A 16,523-nucleotide genomic window follows, 5' to 3' on the forward strand; every position below is an offset into this window, starting at 1 on the left:
GTGTATAAGAGACAGCTCCTACACTACCACCGAGCCTGTAGGAGCGGGCCATGCCCGCGATTTTTTTCAGTGGGAAGGGAAACAGGGAAAATCAACTTGTCAACTTGGAAGCCTGACCCCGTGTCTGACCCCTGGCCGGTGCATGTTGCAATGCAATGCAACAAATGGTACTATTTTAATGTATTGCCGTACAATAAAACAGGGGGGTTTGCATCATGAACATCGACCATTTATTCACCCTGTCCCGCAGCATCTTGCAACGTCAAAAGGAAAAATACCGGCGTTTTCTCCACACGCAGCTCAATCCGAAAGGGCGGCTGGTCGGTATCAAGGGGCCAAGGGGAGCCGGCAAAACCACCCTGGTCAGGCAACTGCTTCAGGAGTCAGGGTTGGCGGCCGAGGAGGCGCTTTATGTCACCGCCGACCACCCCCGTGTCAACGCCATGCGTCTCTACGATATCGCCGAAGCGTTTGAAAAGCTCGGCGGCCAATTGCTGGTAATTGACGAAATCCACAAACAAAGCGGCTTTGCCGCCGACCTCAAGGCAGTGTACGATACCCTTTCCCTGCGGGTGATATTCACCGGCTCTTCGGCGCTGCACTTGGACCATGCCAAAGTGGACCTGTCCCGCCGGGCGGTAATCCATTCTCTACCCTGCCTCTCTCTGCGCGAGTTTGTAGAACTGGAGACCGGCCTGGAGTTTGCCGCCCTGGATCTGGCCACCCTGGTCCAGGACCATGCCGTGCTCACCGGCGAGATTGTCGCACGCCTGGCGGACCGCAGGATTCTCCCGCTGTACCGCAACTATCTGGCGTACGGTGCCTACCCTTTTTACCGGGAAGGCGTGGTGGACTACCCGATGAAATTGATCGAAGTTGTCCGGCAGATGATCGATTCCGACCTGGCGGTCATTTACAATATCGACAAAGATCATCTCAATAAACTCAACAGGATTCTGGGGCTGATCTGCCGGGCGCCCCCCCTGGAGTTAAAGGTGACCAAGTTGGCCGGCGCGGCCGGGATCAATATCCGCACCCTGTACGCCTACTTGGGTTATCTTGAAAAAGGCAGCCTGGTGCGGACGGTAACCGCTCATAAATCACTGGCCAAAGCCGATAAATTGTATTTCGACAATCCCAACCTGTTCAGCATTCTCTGCGATTATCCCCAGCAAGGCGCGATCCGGGAAACTTTTGCCGCCACCATGCTGGGCAATGCCGGACATCGCCTGCACTATCCAGCCCGGGGAGACTTCCTGGTGGATGAACGCTACCTGTTCGAGGTCGGCGGCAAGAGCAAGGATTTCAACCAAATATCAGGAATTAAAGACAGCTTTGTTCTCCGGGACAACGAAGAATACGGGATCGGTAACAAAATACCCCTGTGGCTGCTTGGTTTTCTGTACTGAGTTTTGTAATGGCCGTCACCCGCAGCCCTTGAGGGCGGCAGGTGCCACATCATCTCTCTTGTTTTTGTAGTGCAATTGAATTGTCTTTATTCGCAAGCTAACCAAGGAGGAAAAACAAACTCGCGTCGATGCTGCTGTCAAAAAACGAGCGGCAGAGGTATTAAAAAAAATGAATTTGACCGTTTCGGATGCTGTCCGCATCCTATTGACCCGCGTAGCTAACGAAGGCGGGTTAACCGCCGGCTTCACAACCGATCGGGATATTCATGATGCCTGGTTTCGGGCAAAGGTACAAGAAGCACTTGCCGACCCTCGCCTATCTGTACCGTACGATCAGGTCGAAAACCATTTCACCGCGCGGCGCGCTGCAGCGTTGCGCAAGGCCGATGTCTGTCCCTGTTTTATCCCTTATCGCGGGCATGGCCTGTTCCTACACTACCACCGAACATGTAGGAGCGGGCCATACCCGCGATTTGTTTTCAGCGGGAAGGGAAACAGGGAAAATCAACTTGTCAACTTGGAGGCCTGACCCCGTATTTGACCGGTGAACGGTTCCTACTGACAAAACTTGCAAAAGCGATTTTAAAACGCTAGTATCAAAAAAATAAAGAATTTCGTCAATGTCCACCCGGTTCAGGGAAATATTGCATGACCCGGAAGCTGGCGTAGCTACAGCAGCTGTGCTGTCCACCTGAACAGAGATCCTGCTAAAGGATTCATGACAACAATCTTAATCATCTTTTGCATCTCCATCGCACTTTCCCTGTTGCTCACACCACTGGCGGGAAAACTCGGGCGATGGGGCAAGGCCATGGATAAACCCGATGGTTCCCGCAAAAATCACCGCCGGCCGACCCCGAGAACCGGCGGTATTGCCCTCTGTGCTTCATTCGTTTTTACGCTGGTGGCGGTTGGCTGGCTGCACACCGATATAGCGGTTCTGGTTCAGCCCAAACCCGGCGCCTGGCATGTTTTTCTCGCCGGCCTGTTGGTCTTCGGTGTCGGCCTGTGGGATGACTATCAACGCCTCAACCATCATATAAAATTTCTCGTACAGATTCTGGCCGCCAGCCTGGTGTTCATCGGCGGCTACAGTATCGATGTTTTCAGTCTGATGGGCTGGCAGATCGGGCCGGCGGCCAGCTATCTGCTCACGGTCTTGTGGTTTCTGGTTTTTATAAACGCTGTCAACCTGATGGATGGGCTGGACGGCCTTTCCGCCGGGGTCTGTTTTTTTTGCTGTCTGGTCATGACGACCATCTCCCTCATGAACCAGGACTATCTGTCGGCAAGCCTTTTTGCCTGTCTGGGCGGCACCCTGCTCGGTTTCCTCCGCTATAATTTCAACCCGGCCAGTATCTTCATGGGTGATGGCGGCAGTTATTTTCTAGGCTTTACCATTGCGATGATTTCTCTGGCCAGTTCGGTAAAAATGCAGACCGGCGCCGCCATCCTGATCCCGATTGTCGCCCTCGGGGTGCCCATGTTTGACACCATCCTCTCCCCGGTCCGGCGCTTTATTACCGGGAAAGGCATGTTCAAACCGGATAATGGGCATATCCACCACAAACTTGTCCATTATGTAGGTCTCAACTCACGGCGCGCTGTATTGCTTATCTACCTGGTCAGCGCGGTCTTATGCCTGCTGGCCCTGATTATCGCCAGTCTGCAGGACGAGCGGGCCGGTTTATTCCTGATCCTGATTGGCGCCGCCGCGATGCTCGCCACCCGTAAACTGGGATACCTCGATTATCTGGCCACCGATAAGATCCTGGGGTGGTTTCGTGATATGAGCGACAGTTCCGGTTTTTCAGGCGATCGTCGCTCTTTTCTCAATTTGCAGGTAAACGTCGCCCGCTCGCAAAATTTTGCGGAATTCTGGCGTACCGTCTCCACCGCCCTGCATCGGCTCGGTTTTGATCACGCCGAGATGAATTGCCAGGGCACTATGAACCGGCAGGTCAATTTTCATTGGACCCGCGACAATTTTGATCCGGAAACCGATTTCTGTCGGCGATGTCTGATGAAACTTGAACTCCCGTTGATGGATCAGGAGGGGCACAATCAGGGCACGCTCTGGTTGATAAAAGATCTTGGCAAGAATCCCATCAGTCATTACACCCTCAGGCGCATCGAGCATCTCCGCCGCACCATGGTCCAGACGCTGGTCAAGTTGCAAAGCGAGCCGGTGTCAGCGCATCAGGAACAGCCGGCACTCGATGAAAAAGGGCGCTACGTCATGAGAAAATCATGAAACTTTTGTCACCGATCCTGGATCCGTGAGCGTTTGTCCGTGCGTCAGCTTTGTTGTTCGTGGCCGTTCGATTAAAGTACACTTTATCGGACGGTTACGGGCAATGAAGATGGCGTGCGGACAAACGCCCCGAAGGGCGGCGGGTGACGACATATTGCAAAGAAAATCGCCGCATTTATAACCTGGTTACAGTGAAATGTACTCCAAGCAAGACTCAAGCCGTCACGGATTCAGGAGGATGAAAGCAACGTGTATCCTGATAATAATGTAATAACAAGCTGGCGGCAACCGGGACTTTCAGAACTAAATCGCGTTTCCGTGTTTCCGCTCCTACACTACCACCGAGCCTGTAGGAGCGGGCCATGCCCGCGATTTGTTTTATTTGGCCGCGCTCCGGTGATCAAGTCAATACGCTTTACTTCTCTTCCTGGGTGATGCCGTGATATTCCCGCCATGCTTTGATAAGGGGTTCATTGCGCAGGACATGCGCCTCGACAACTTCCTGGGGGATCCCACTATATAACCCTGTATAACTCATTGTCAACGAATTGGGTTGTAGGTATTGTAAGTCCTTTTCTGGCCACTATTTTATGCAGATAAACGTCGCCCGCTCGCAAAATTTTTTTGAATTCCGGCGTACCGTCTCCATCTGCCTGCATCGGCTCGGTTTTGATCACGCCGAGATTTACTTGGGAGATCAGCAGGAAAACAGGGAAAGTCAACTTATCAACTTGGAGGCCTGACCCCGTACCTGTGACCCGTACCTGGCCATAACCACCGGAATTGTAGGAGCGGGCCGTGCCCGCGATTTTTTTCAGTGGGAAGGAAAACAGGGGAAAGTCAACTTGTCAACTTGGAGGCCTGACCCCGTATTTTGGCACGGAATTCTCTTTTGGGGCTACTACAGTCCTGCCAGGCGCTCGGCAAGGGCTTCGCTCTGTAAAGCGAACTTGGAGGGGCTACGTTCTGCAAGTTTTTCCAGATTTCTGAGCTTCCAGCGGATTCCAGGAAGTTGGTGAAGGTGATCAATCTCCAACAGGTTCCATTGTGGCTCATTCCGGACCAACGATAAGAGGAAGGCACGTTCATCGGCGTCAAGCGCACGCGGCAACTCTTCGACGAGGCGTGTACGGACATCAAGAAGCTCCTTCAGCTCAACTGTTTCGGCGGTCATCCCCCTGAATGTGGCCTCATAATCCTGGCTGATATCCCGGAGTCCGGGAAACAAGACTTCGTGGACCGGGCGATTGTGGCAAGCCAGATATACTACGAAGGCGCGACGGATGCCGGAGGTGATGCCGTCATGGGCAAAGAGTTGCATTACATCGAACAAGTCGCGCGGGTGTTGACGATCGAGTGCCGCGACCAGCTTGCCGCCGTAGAGATCCTCCGTGGCCACCAACGGAAGTTCCAGGTCGGCCATCAGCAAATCGCACGCCTTAGCGGTCAGTGACCCCAACCGAACCGGGTACACGGTGCCGCGCATCACAAAATTGACCTCGGCCTTGACCTCCACTCTACCCCGTCGAACCAGGAGCTTGGTTTCGCCGGCATCTGCGGCAGTAAAGGTATAGGTCTGGAATCCTCTGCTCTTCAACCGACCCGCAGCTTGCCGGATGGCCTCATTGATTTGTTTCAGTGCCGGTACACGCTCCATCCGGTGATTGGGAAAGACCAGGTCGAGGTCCACAGATAGTCGTGGCATGTCGCGCACAAACAAATTGATGGCCGTCCCGCCCTTGAGCGCGAAGGTATCACCGCTAAAAATCAGCGGCACCACCTGGGTGAGTAGCCGAGCGGTCTCCAGGTATACCTGGTTCACGGTTTGAGCACCAGGACGCCGTGGCTGCCGCGGGAGACCCAAGGCTGATTGCTGCCGGTCGGCAGCTCCGCCGAGGCCAACTTGGCTACCCAAGGAAGGGAAAGCTCACGCCCGAGTTGCAGGCACAATCGCACCGTCTTGATGCTGGTGCAGCGCATGAGCAGTTCCTGAAGTACGCCCCCGCGCAGGTTGTAGGTGCTTTCCATCAACTCACGCGCTTCCTGCAACGGTTGACGCACACCGACCTCACTTAACAGTTCCAGTAAAGCCCGTTCGGGTGTCGAGACTTGCGGTGTCTCGTTGCGGCCTTCGAAAGGCAGTACCTGCAACAGCGCACCCGGCTGCTCTTCGAACAGGCGCTTGCGGTGGTACTCGGCGGGAAATTCTTTCATAAACCATCCTGGCAGCCGGGCCGTGGCCCAACCATACAGATGCAGCATTTCCTGCTGTGTTACATAGTGGCGCACCCCATGCCAGTCCAAGGCGGACTTGCCTCCGACGTGCATGCCTTCGATCTGATTCTCCAGCAGCTTCAAACTTGGAAACAGAGAAAGCTCCTGTTCGGGACGCCGAAAAACACCCCTTGCCAGCCGCACCAGCCACCCGGCCCGCACATAGTGCACCGCCAGATCGGCCGAGATCCCGAGGCGCACCAATTCCTTCGATACCACGGGGGTCCCGGGGGCAAGATTGGCATAGAGTGATTTTAATTTGCTTTGCACTAACGTAGTCACGCTACGATTATGTTCACTTTTCAAAATAAAGGCAAGCTGTATTTGTTGAACATGCGGAATTTGACCTGTTGCTTTGTACCGGAGGAAAAAATAAAGGGCAGGGTGCAGTCTCAACGTGACTCCCAAGGTCAGCAAATCCATGTACAGCGCTCTGGCCGACCTCAAGCTTACCACCTGAGTGTGATTATCCGGGGCAGCACCGTTTCGTTGTCCACGAAATAATCTCCTCGCGGCTAGCTTATACCCACAGGGAGAGCAATTAAAAAGCTGTTACCGAGACAGTTCCTGTTTTTCAGGGGATCGTCGATCTTTTCTCAATCTGCAGATAAACGTCGCCCGCTCGCAGAGTTTTGCGGAATTCTGGCGGAACGTCTCCACCGCCCTGCATCGGCTTGGTTTGGACCACGCTGAAATACACTGTAAGGTCACCAGGGACCGGCATATAAATTTTCATTGGACCCGCGATAATTTTGATCTGGAAAGCGACTTCTGTCGGCAATGTCTGATGAAACTCGAACTGCCGCTGATGGATGAGGAGGGGCACAATCAGGGCACGCTCTGGTTGATAAAAGATCTTGGCAAGAATCCCATCAGCCATTACACCCTCAGGCGCATCGAGCATCTCCGCCGCACCATGGTCCAGACCCTGGTCAAGTTGCAAAGCGAGCCGGTGTCAGCGCATCAGGAACAGCCGGCACTCGATCAAAAAGGGCGGTACGTCATGAGAAATTCATGAAACTTTTGTCACCGATCCCGGATCCGTGAGCGTTTGTCCGTGCGTCAGCTTTGTTGTTCGTGGCCGTTCGATTAAAGTACACTTGACGCGTATCCATGCTGTGGATATTTTATGTGTAAAACAAAGGAGGGCAACCCATGACCATGCACATCAATCTTTCGCCGGAGATGGAAGGCTTTATCAAGAGCAAAGTCGCCGCCGGCACCTACGGCAATGCTACCGAAGTGATTCGTGATGCCATTCGCCGCATGCAAGCAGAGGAAATCCGTCTCGCGGCCTGGCACGCTGCCATTCAGAAAGGCGATGATCAACTCAACCGTGGCGAAGGGATGGACTACACCCCAGAGGCACTTGAAAACATCACCCAAAGCGCTGTTAACGCAATGCACAGTGGCCGACCAATGGACCCTGATGTCCTCCCTTAGGCCGCTGCCAATCAAGCTCTCGCCGAGAGCACGAGCGGATTTCATTGACATACTGCGCTTTACCGGTGAAAATTGGAGCCACGCTCAACTCGTCGTCTACCGCGATAAGATCAACGACGCGCTCATGGCGCTCAGTCACAACCCGCAACTTGGCCGTTGTCGAGACAACTTGCCCCCGACGCACCTGGTCTACCCGGTCGGCTCCCATCTCATTGTTTACCGGCCGGGCAAAGACAGCCTTGGCGTCGTGCGCATTTTGCACCAACGCATGATCCTCTCCAGGCATATCCCGTAAAATGCCTCGGTATTCCCCCCATTTTTAATGGACGCAAGAAGTAAACCCTGCGAGCCTAACAGGCCCAAGGCAACTGTTATGTCAAGATGACCCCCATCCATTGTAAAATGTACTGCAAACAAGACTCCAGCCGTCACGGATTCAGGCAACAGCCATTTTGTGCCTGAAATGGCTCGTATAAGGGCTGAAAACCTGTATTATTAACGTATTTATAATGACAATACAGCTGATTAGCTTGGTCCGACCCCGGATCAGCCGCTTTTGAGCGTGGTCAGGATGTCTGACAGCATCTGTACCGTAATCATGGCCGAGGTGATCACCGCTATGTCTTTTGTCACCGGCAAGGCGGACCGGATGATCTGTATCCGCTCCGTGATGCGTTGCTCGGAGCGGCTCCCCTGTGCGGTGTAAAACTTCTTGATCTTAGCGTCGCTTGTCCCCTGGATGCTCTCCAGCCGCGGCCAGCGCTTAAGGAAGGCCAGGGATAACGGGTCGTGGAGATTGACGCTTATCAGTTGGAGTGACTCAGGAAAATAGCTTTTGAGTGTTGCCTTTAACTTGTTTGATACGCGAGTCCGCTCATCGACGGCTTTGCGCCGGGCTTCCGCAAGGGCCGCGATGTTTCTCGTCTGTTCGTCTTCCGGTACCCACGGACGCAGCCGGTCCCGGTGGCAACGGATCAGCTCACAGAGAAACTCTGCATCCGGTTTGTCGTCCTTGGCCCCGCTGGTTGTGAACGCTTCCCGGTAACGGGCCAAGGCCTTGGGGTTGATAGGATAGAGCACGAGAAAATCGTAGCTCATCAGGTGATACAGCAGGGCGCCCTTTGACTGTTCCAGGCAGACGGCAATACGTCCCTGCGGAAAACGCTGCCGTAGTTTGGCCAACCATTCATTGAGCACTTCTGGAGCATGTTCGATCTGGCGATATTCAAGCGTTTTCCCAGATGGGGTGCAAAGGTGCAGGTCGTGCTTCTGATCGGCCCAGTCTATGCCCAGGTAGGCAACAATGTCATCCGTTTTGGTTTCCATCAGCGCGGCTCCCGTCTTGAAAAGTGAGGAAGATAAGAGGCATCCAATCAAAACGATACGCGGTGTCGGCAATGCGAAGACCTTATAGCGAGCCATTGAGGCAACTTCTGAGCATTCGTTATGGCCGACGACTCATCTCCGCCCGAAACTCTACACTTAAACGTTACAACGTTGAGGGCGGGCTATTCGTGACGGAGTGAGGCGTATCCAGAAGGATTTTTCCATCGGTGGCGAAGTTTTCAACAATTTTCTCAATAACCACCATACATTTTGAACTGTATACTGCTGGACCTACTATAAGGGTGGGCACGGCTGTATCGTGCCCACGCGGCTGGGGCTATGGTTGTTTTATACGTCTATTTTTTTTTCTCCCGCCCCTTACACCCAGCCACCGAGCTTGTAGGAGCGGGCCACGCCCGCGACCCTTTTTGTCATTGGGAAGGAAGGTGTTGAACGGTTACAGCACTTACTCATTTGAAAATCGTCGTCTTTGCAACGGTCTTCCATCTCTTATTTTTTTGACAGATGGCAAAGATTGCCATAAGATAGGGCGGTCAACTCAAAAGAAAGGAGAGTGCCATGGCGACAATGAATATTTCATTGCCTGATCAGATGAAGGAATGGGTCGAGGAATGTGTGCAGTCCGGGCGGTATGCCAACGCCTCTGATTATGTGCGGGACCTGATCCGCAGAGATCATCTCAAGCTGGAAGAATTAAGAAAAGCCTTGATCGAGGGAGAAAATTCCGGGCCCTCTACAGGCTTGGATATTGAAAAGTTCATCGACGATAAAAAGAAGTCCCTTTCCGTATGAGCAGGGTCACCCTGACACCCAGGGCCAGGTCTGACTTGGACGACATCTGGGATTTCACCTTTGCCCGATGGGGCATGGACCAGGCGGAGAAATATGTCCGTGACCTGTGGGCGGCAATGGAAAGACAAAGCAACGATCCCACAAATTCCATTCACATCGGTGACGTGAGACCGGGGTACAGAAAAGTCAATTCTGGCTCCCACGTCATTTTCTTTAAGGTGACACCTGGCGGGATTGATATTGTGCGGATATTGCACCAGAAAATGGATTTCAATCGGCATCTATAACAAAAAACATGTTGTATGTATTGTAAGTCGTTGTCTGTCGCCTGTTTTATCCAGATAAACGTCGCCCGCTCGCAAAATTTTGCGGAATTCTGGCGTACCGTCTCCACTGCCCTGCATCGGCTCTTTTTTGATCACGTCGAGATTTATTTGGGTGATCAGCAGGAAAACAGGGGGAAGTCAACTTGTCAACCTGGAGGCCTGACCCCGTACCCGTGCCCGTACCCGTGCCAGTTCCCGATAAACCGCTAACGTTTGTGCGAATACTGTCTCTTGCGCGAATTCCTCCACGGCCAGTCGACGGCTGGCTTCACCAAAGCGTCGACGCAATCCGTCGTCCTCAGCCAGGCGGCTCATCGCTTCGGTCAGGGCCTCGGGATTGCGTGGCGGGATCAGAATCCCGTTCAGGCCATTGCGCACCACTTCACGGCAGCCGGGCACGTCGGTGGCGATCAGCGGCAGGCCGCAAGCCGCTGCCTCCAGCAGGCTGCGTGGTACACCCTCGCCATAACTCGGCAATACCATAACATCGACCTGTGGCAGGAGGGCGGCCATGTCATCCACCTGCCCCAGCACGCGCACCACGCCTTCGTCGCGCCAATCGACCAACCTGGCAACGTCGATCGAGGCCGGATTGCCGGGGTCGGGGGAACCCGCCAGCCAGCATTCGACATTCATACCGTGCGCTTTCAGGCGCCGCGCGGCTTCGACGTATTCGCCGATGCCCTTTTCCCACAACAGACGAGAAGCCAGTAGCAATCGCAGGGGTTCGCCAGTCTTGGCGCGCTCCGTTGGTCGGAAACGCACGATATCCACTCCGGAACCGCGAATCAGCCGGATGTGCTCTGGAATCGTCAGACGCTGTTGCTGGAAGGCCGTCCTATCGTCAGGGTTCTGCAGGATCAAGCGTGTCGCGCAGCCACCGAGCGCTAATCGCAGCAATCCGCACACCGGTGGACGCAGGGCGCGCGCCTTCAGGCTTTGGCTCGTGAACACATGGCCAAGACCGGTCACGGCATTGACGCGCGGAATGCTCAACCAGCGCGCCACCAGCGATCCATAGACCACGCATTTGATGGTGAAATGATGGACCAGATACGGACGCTCGCGCGTATAGATCCGGCGCAGTCGATGCAGAACTGCGAGTTCACGCAACGGATTGAGACTGCGCCGCTCCATCGGCAGCGACTCCCAGCGGAAGCCTGCGGCCCGCAATCGCTCCCCATACTCGCCCGGTGGAGAGACAAATAGAACATCACAACCCTGCTCGTGCAGGAATCTGGCCAATGGCAGCCGAAAGTTATAGAGATACCAGTCGGTATTGGCGAAGAAGAGGATTTTCATCCTTTTTTCTCGCAAGCCCTTTTGACTTTGCAGTTTAACAAGCCTATCAAGGTTTCACCAGCGCCATGCAAAAGGTCTCCGCGGCTTGCTCATCCGCCACGGCGTGAAAGCCCAGAATCCAGAGACGCCACAGCAGGTACAGCGGAAAGCAGAACTGGAAGTAAGAGCTGATGTAATGAAAACTTTCCTGCTCCACCGTCAAACCATGTTGATTCGCCAACCGTCGGAAATCACGTGGTGTGCAGTGGTCATAATAACTCGGAAATCCTTGCGCGGACCGTGTCTTGGGATAGATCGCATGAAGCAGACGTTTTTTCAATGCTTGTGGCAGCAGCAGGTTGAGTCGTGCATAGAGCGCATTCCGCGACGGTACGAAGATCAGGGCGCGCCCCCCTGGTTTGAGCATGCTCACCATCGCCGCGAAGGCGTTGTCCACGTGTTTGACATGTTCCAGCAGTGCCTGGCAAATAACCAGATCCGCCTCGGCCTGCCCTCGGAAGTAGGTGATGTCTGCGCAGATGGTCCGATCATAGGTACCAGCGGGTGCGCGATTGAGTTCATTCTGGTCAATATCCACGCCAGTCACCGTTAACTGAAATCGGTGTTTCAGATCGGGCGTAAGGTAGGGTTGTTTCCCCCCCCCCACATCGTAGACCGACATGCCTAAACCAAGATAAGGCGGGGCAAAATGCTCACAAAAATAGCGGTTGCCGTCGATATGATATTTTTCCGGTAGCGTCCGATCGAAAGTGCGGCTGACCTTGACGTTCCAGTCAATCAGGGTGCGGATGAATGTCATACGTCTTTCTCCATGCTCATAATCACATCAAAACCCAGTAGTGTCCGGTTAGGAAATTGCAAATACTTTCAGCCTGTTCCCTGGCGGTTGCTGGTTAGTCTGGCGGCGTGATCTCGGCAGATCAGTGCTGCAGCACTTACGAGCCTCGTTTTTGATCTGGTGGCGAAGTTACCGCACTCGGTGGGTGGATACCCGCTCGCCATAGTTTTCGTGGCAGTAAATTGCCAACAACAGATAGGTGATGAATTCGTAAAAAATCATCACTCCAAGGTCAATGCCCAAATTATTGTATTGTTACGAGTAGATATACGATTGCATGTTGTGCCTGTTGAAAAAGCTAGACTACAGACCGGACGGATAACTCAGTCCTGAAAACAAGATTTTCTCCGGTTTTTCCGGTGAAAATAAGAGCATCGGGCATGAATCACTTATTTTGTCGAAGAAAACAGTGCCGGACTTAAACGAAATTGAAGAAAGTTATAATTTTACCCCTTCAAAACGGGAGCAGCTACCTTACTTGTCACTAGACCAAAAAAAACATAGGCTGCAACTAAATAATGAACATTAAGTACCATCATGTAAATAAGAAGAGTAAACAATATTAAAACCCGACTAGCATCAACTGTCCTATCTATAGATAACTTTTCAGTATGGCAGAGCCTTCTCAACGTTTTCATTGCAGCGTCAATAAAGAATAATGCAAAGGCAACGAATGCGATTAAACCGCCGTTCACAGCCTTCTCGATATATGCGTTATGGGAAGATCCTGAAGCAATTACACGAACGTATCCGTCAAAACCGTATCCCAATATTGGGCTTTGAGCTATAGCCGCTAAACCGAGCTGGAATTTTATAAAGCGGGGGTCTTCAAGGTAATTCACCCCCCTTGTTGTAAGTTTGTCTTGAGCGTCAAATAACACATGGGCGGTTTGATTATAGTCAAACAAAAAAAACAGTAACATAATTGCCAATGCTGCAACGAGAAATCTAAACACTCTACGTGTATCGGGTATTAAGAAACCGGAAAAATAAGGCTGATTCAAGGTAACACTACCCTTCCTCAACAAGCAAGCAGGAGGGGTCATGGAACCAAGCAAACATTTCACTCAGGAACAGAAACTGGCGATTCTGGAAAGTGCTCAAAGCGTCGGCATCAAAAAAGCGGCGGTTTTGGCTCAGGTTCATTACACAACGATTTATGAGTGGCGTCGTCAGTTGGAGGCCCTTGGTGAGGTAGCCTTTCTCGCCAAGAAAAGGGTTTCAAGAGGACGGGGAGTCAAACGGATCACCGAGAGTCAGGAGAAAGCGGTGCTCGAGACTTGGCAACAGCATCCCGGTTTTGGTCCCGGGCAGATCCGCAACCAGTTGCGTCGGCAAGGTATGACCATATCGACGCGGACAGTGCAGCGGGTCATGACGGCCAACGGCTATGTCGGGAAAAGAAAACGTCAACATAGCAATGAAGTGCGGCGTTTTGAAGCGACCCGGCCGCTGGAGCTTGTCCAGATGGACATTCTCGAGTTGTATATCAACAAATTGAAAGTATATTTGTTGATACTCCAGGATGATTTTTCTCGTTTCATCGTGGGCTGGCGGCTGACGGCGGAGACATCCATCGACGGGGTCATTGCCGTGGTTCAGGAGGCCATCGATCGCTATGGCAAGATGGAAGAGGTGTTGAGCGACCGAGGGTTTGTATTTTACTCCTGGAAAGGATGTAATCGATTCGAGAAGTTTCTGGAGATGGAGGGCATCCACCAGACCCATGCCCGTCCGCATCATCCGCAGACCTTGGGTAAAGTTGAGGCGACCAATAAGCAGGTACAGAAGGAACTGTTTTGTCGGCACCGTTTCGAAAGTGTTGCCGAGGCGCAAGAAGGGCTTGGCCAATGGGTGCAGGCCTACAACTATCAGCGGACGCACCAAGGGTTGGGCGGCTTGCTGGTCCCCGCGGATCGATTTCATGGTCGGACGGCGGAAGTCACCCGGGCCATTGCCGCCCACCTGGACCCGGACCGGGACAACGCTTCCGCCCCGGGACGGATTGCCCGCAGTCTGTGTAATGTGATGCTGGAACCCGACGGGGCGATCAAGATCTCGCTGTTTGGTCAACTCATGACGATTTTAGGAGGACAAGGTGGCCGACGAATTGACCCCTGAAGAGGTGGCACTTCTTATCCGGGCCAGGAAACTCGCGAATGCCAAGGGATTGCCCCGGGATCTGGATGTCACCGGTATCTGCGGCCAGGCGGGGATCTCACGCAAGACCGGTTACCAGTGGGCAGACCGCCTGAACTCTGCCGCCAATGAAGCAGAGGAATTACGGCAGGAACTCAGCCGGATCAAGGAGGAGCACAAGAAACTGACGCAGCTCTTTGACGACGTGAATTTCGAGAACGAAGGCAGGAAACTGGCTTGGAAGATCCACCGAGTGGACGAGCTGCTCGCAGAAAAAAAAACGCTGCACAAGTCGAGGAAAAATCGGCGGCAGTGACCTTTTTCCGCGACGCCGGGCGGTCTTTGCAGGAAGCCTGCCGTGTCCTGCATATGAAGGTCAGTACGCTCGCACAATGGAATGGTCTTTTCGATGAAACGATGCGGCCCTTTGTCGTGCCGGACCGCCGGGGCAAGGCGGCGAAGGTGACCGCGGCCCTGGTGCGGAAGGTGGTGGACATTGCGATGGAATTCATTGCCGCGGGCAAGCGGCTGCGCCTCAAAGCCTTCACTCGGCATCTTGCCGAACAGGAGATCGAGTTGAGCAGCAAGACCGTGGGGGAAATTTTGACGGCCAACGACCTGTATGGAGTCCAGGTTAAAAAACGCCGGCCGGGTTTTTACCAGAACCTGCGCCAGACTCTTCCCAATGGCTTGGTGGCTGTGGACGGCAAGGAGTTTGTCGTGGTCCTCGGTGCCGATACCCATCGTTTCAATCTGGAATTGTGTGTGGATGTCAAGAGCTTTGTGCACAGCGGGTACAGTGTCGCCGAGACCGAGACCAGCCAAGAGTTCATCAAGGTCCTGGAAATGCACCGGCAGGCCTGGGGCAATCCCTTGGCAGTGGTGATGGATCACGGCAGCGCCAACCTCTCCGACAACGCTCGCACCTATCTCGACCACCACGACATTGTCATGCTCCCCGCAGGACCGGCAAACCCCAAGGGCAACGGCACTGTTGAAGGTGCCTTTTCGGAAATGGCCGAGGTGATCGGCACCATTTGTATAGACACGAGTAATCCGCGGACTCTGGCCCAAAATATTCTGGAAAAGATCGCGTCCGTCTACATGACCATGCGTAATCGCCTGCCCAAGCTCGGCGCCACCTTGTCACCCCTTGGGGAAATGGCCATGCCGGTCACGGAACAACAGCGAGTGGAACTCAAACAACGATATCGCCAACGCGCCCGGAAACAGGCAGGTCCCGATGAAAGCAGCAAGCATGCTCGTATCAACTGGGTCATCGGCCACCATCAACTCGCCGTCGATGAACCGACGTTGAAGCGGGCCATAAAATGTATTGCCCATTACGACATTGAGGTTATTGCCAAGGCAGAGGCGGCCTTCAACAGGGCTATTTCTCGAGATGAACGTAAAAAAAACCTGCCTTATTTCTTCGGCATTCTCAAAAATATGCAGGGGGAAGCGGATACCGCAAGGCATAAAGAGTATTGCCGGCACCGTTACGAGTATGAGCAGATGTTGGCAAGAGAACGGCTGGTGGAACAGGAGAACAAAGAACAACTCTCGCCGCACGTCATGGTGGACATGCTGCATGCGGCAATCACCTTACCCATCGCGTCGATCAAAGAGCATGCCATGCGCCAGGTTGATCGCATGGCCGAAGAACTGAAACGGCAGTATCGCCAACTGGGAATCTTGAAGAAGAAAATCTTGGAGGCCTTGGCGAGTTTCGACAATATCTCTGTGGCTCACCGACAGGAAATGGTCGTCTGGACGGAAGAGCTGACAAACTGAAACCGGAGGGAAGTGTTACCCTGAAAACGACTTTTTTTCCGGATTTTTATTGCACCGTTACACCCCCGGGGGGACACTATGCGTAAAAATTTTCTTCTGTTTTTTCCTCTCAGCCTTCTTTTGTCATTGCTGATACCACTTTCTTGCCTGGCATCTCCTGAAAATGATGACTTTGAAAATGCCATTGAAATAACCGGAAGCGAAGGAACCATCGAAGGTGATACAACAGAGGCCACCTCGCAAGAAGGGGAACCCGTTCATGCCGGAGATCCAGATGATCCAGGTGCCACCCCAGGTGCATCAATCTGGTACCGATGGACAGCGCCTGCAAACGGCCAAGTCACGATGGATACGCAGGGGAGCCTACATAATGATACTGTCCTTGCCGTGTATACCGGGCAAACAATCGACGCCTTGACCGAGATAGCCAGTAACGATGATACTGACGAACCCCTCTATGAATGGGACTATACAAGTAAGGAGTCTAGTAAAAATAACTTGAACACTATGGGTTTTGTTTAGGAGCAATCATGTAGTTCCACTCGCCGTGAAACTCATCACGAATGAGCGCGAGTTGTTCCATGTCTTTGTCGGGCACCTTAATA

Annotated in this window: 17 protein-coding genes and 1 pseudogene; 12 read left to right on the plus strand and 6 right to left on the minus strand. The window is 53.2% G+C overall.

Annotated features, from left to right (window positions below; genetic code table 11):
• The first annotated feature begins 215 nt into the window (after positions 1 to 215).
• The 3 genes and pseudogenes from JWG43_RS16270 (at position 216) to JWG43_RS16280 (ending at position 3,663) form a co-directional block, all read left to right on the plus strand.
• The gene (locus tag JWG43_RS16270; RefSeq protein WP_205244005.1) at positions 216 to 1,409 is read left to right on the plus strand and encodes an ATP-binding protein; all 1,194 of its coding nucleotides are present in this window, start codon (positions 216 to 218) and stop codon (positions 1,407 to 1,409) included.
• 88 nt (positions 1,410 to 1,497) lie between these two features.
• Positions 1,498 to 1,794 (plus strand): annotated as a pseudogene (locus tag JWG43_RS16275) (type II toxin-antitoxin system RelB/DinJ family antitoxin); the annotation flags it as partial.
• Positions 1,795 to 2,127: 333 nt separating this feature from the next.
• Complete coding sequence (locus JWG43_RS16280) at positions 2,128 to 3,663, plus strand: glycosyltransferase family 4 protein (protein WP_205244006.1); 1,536 nt, start codon at positions 2,128 to 2,130, stop codon at positions 3,661 to 3,663.
• Between the two features lie 901 nt (positions 3,664 to 4,564).
• Here the strand turns inward: JWG43_RS16280 and JWG43_RS16285 are convergent.
• On the minus strand, positions 4,565 to 5,485 hold the full coding sequence (locus JWG43_RS16285; protein ID WP_205244007.1) for a nucleotidyl transferase AbiEii/AbiGii toxin family protein: 921 nt from the start codon (positions 5,483 to 5,485) through the stop codon (positions 4,565 to 4,567).
• Positions 5,482 to 6,219, minus strand: coding sequence for a type IV toxin-antitoxin system AbiEi family antitoxin domain-containing protein (locus JWG43_RS16290; RefSeq protein ID WP_371925213.1), 738 nt, complete (start codon positions 6,217 to 6,219; stop codon positions 5,482 to 5,484). The genes JWG43_RS16285 and JWG43_RS16290 overlap by 4 nt, the downstream gene beginning before the upstream one ends.
• A 505-nt stretch (positions 6,220 to 6,724) precedes the next feature.
• On the opposite strand from JWG43_RS16290, the gene JWG43_RS16295 reads away from it, so the two are divergent.
• From JWG43_RS16295 to JWG43_RS16305, 3 genes are all read left to right on the plus strand, one after another.
• Complete coding sequence (locus JWG43_RS16295) at positions 6,725 to 6,955, plus strand: hypothetical protein (protein ID WP_205244009.1); 231 nt, start codon at positions 6,725 to 6,727, stop codon at positions 6,953 to 6,955.
• A 137-nt stretch (positions 6,956 to 7,092) separates the two neighbouring features.
• On the plus strand, positions 7,093 to 7,380 hold the full coding sequence (locus JWG43_RS16300; protein ID WP_240193655.1) for a type II toxin-antitoxin system ParD family antitoxin: 288 nt from the start codon (positions 7,093 to 7,095) through the stop codon (positions 7,378 to 7,380).
• Positions 7,367 to 7,675: a type II toxin-antitoxin system RelE/ParE family toxin gene (locus tag JWG43_RS16305; RefSeq protein ID WP_205244010.1), complete on the plus strand. Its 309-nt coding sequence runs from the start codon at positions 7,367 to 7,369 to the stop codon at positions 7,673 to 7,675. Before JWG43_RS16300 ends, JWG43_RS16305 begins: the two co-directional genes overlap by 14 nt.
• Before the next feature lie 251 nt (positions 7,676 to 7,926).
• Here JWG43_RS16305 and JWG43_RS16310 read toward each other — a convergent pair whose 3' ends face one another.
• Positions 7,927 to 8,706 (minus strand): IS110 family transposase, encoded by a 780-nt coding sequence (locus tag JWG43_RS16310; protein ID WP_205244011.1) that lies wholly within the window; start codon positions 8,704 to 8,706, stop codon positions 7,927 to 7,929.
• A gap of 579 nt (positions 8,707 to 9,285) precedes the next feature.
• Here JWG43_RS16310 and JWG43_RS16315 point away from each other — a divergent pair.
• Together JWG43_RS16315 and JWG43_RS20325 are read left to right on the plus strand one after the other, a co-directional pair.
• A complete protein-coding gene (locus JWG43_RS16315; RefSeq protein ID WP_205244012.1) occupies positions 9,286 to 9,519 on the plus strand; it encodes a type II toxin-antitoxin system ParD family antitoxin in 234 nt (77 codons plus the stop codon).
• Positions 9,516 to 9,806 carry a type II toxin-antitoxin system RelE/ParE family toxin gene (locus JWG43_RS20325; RefSeq protein ID WP_205244013.1) on the plus strand — a complete coding sequence of 97 codons (291 nt, stop codon included), beginning with the start codon at positions 9,516 to 9,518 and terminating at the stop codon, positions 9,804 to 9,806. The genes JWG43_RS16315 and JWG43_RS20325 overlap by 4 nt, the downstream gene beginning before the upstream one ends.
• 177 nt (positions 9,807 to 9,983) lie before the next feature.
• On the opposite strand, the gene JWG43_RS16325 is transcribed toward JWG43_RS20325, so the two are convergent.
• From JWG43_RS16325 to JWG43_RS16335, 3 genes are all read right to left on the minus strand, one after another.
• A complete protein-coding gene (locus JWG43_RS16325) occupies positions 9,984 to 11,147 on the minus strand; it encodes a glycosyltransferase family 4 protein (protein ID WP_205244014.1) in 1,164 nt (387 codons plus the stop codon).
• Positions 11,148 to 11,193: 46 nt separating this feature from the next.
• A complete protein-coding gene (locus JWG43_RS16330) occupies positions 11,194 to 11,946 on the minus strand; it encodes a class I SAM-dependent methyltransferase (RefSeq protein WP_205244015.1) in 753 nt (250 codons plus the stop codon).
• A 485-nt stretch (positions 11,947 to 12,431) separates the two neighbouring features.
• Entirely contained in the window at positions 12,432 to 12,989 is a 558-nt protein-coding gene (locus JWG43_RS16335) for an O-antigen ligase family protein (RefSeq protein ID WP_205244016.1), read from the minus strand.
• A gap of 40 nt (positions 12,990 to 13,029) precedes the next feature.
• On the opposite strand from JWG43_RS16335, the gene JWG43_RS16340 reads away from it, so the two are divergent.
• The 4 genes from JWG43_RS16340 (at position 13,030) to JWG43_RS16355 (ending at position 16,440) form a co-directional block, all read left to right on the plus strand.
• Positions 13,030 to 14,106: a DDE-type integrase/transposase/recombinase gene (locus JWG43_RS16340; RefSeq protein ID WP_205244017.1), complete on the plus strand. Its 1,077-nt coding sequence runs from the start codon at positions 13,030 to 13,032 to the stop codon at positions 14,104 to 14,106.
• A complete protein-coding gene (locus tag JWG43_RS16345; protein WP_205244018.1) occupies positions 14,084 to 14,440 on the plus strand; it encodes a hypothetical protein in 357 nt (118 codons plus the stop codon). Before JWG43_RS16340 ends, JWG43_RS16345 begins: the two co-directional genes overlap by 23 nt.
• The gene (locus JWG43_RS16350) at positions 14,362 to 15,918 is read left to right on the plus strand and encodes a COG3415 family protein (protein ID WP_205244019.1); all 1,557 of its coding nucleotides are present in this window, start codon (positions 14,362 to 14,364) and stop codon (positions 15,916 to 15,918) included. The genes JWG43_RS16345 and JWG43_RS16350 overlap by 79 nt, the downstream gene beginning before the upstream one ends.
• Before the next feature lie 78 nt (positions 15,919 to 15,996).
• Positions 15,997 to 16,440 carry a hypothetical protein gene (locus tag JWG43_RS16355; protein ID WP_205244020.1) on the plus strand — a complete coding sequence of 148 codons (444 nt, stop codon included), beginning with the start codon at positions 15,997 to 15,999 and terminating at the stop codon, positions 16,438 to 16,440.
• Positions 16,441 to 16,523: the final 83 nt, after the last annotated feature.

Origin of the sequence: Desulfobulbus alkaliphilus, from assembly GCF_016918545.1 — a bacterium.
In the GTDB taxonomy this organism is placed as follows: Bacteria; Desulfobacterota; Desulfobulbia; order Desulfobulbales; family Desulfobulbaceae; genus Desulfobulbus; species Desulfobulbus alkaliphilus.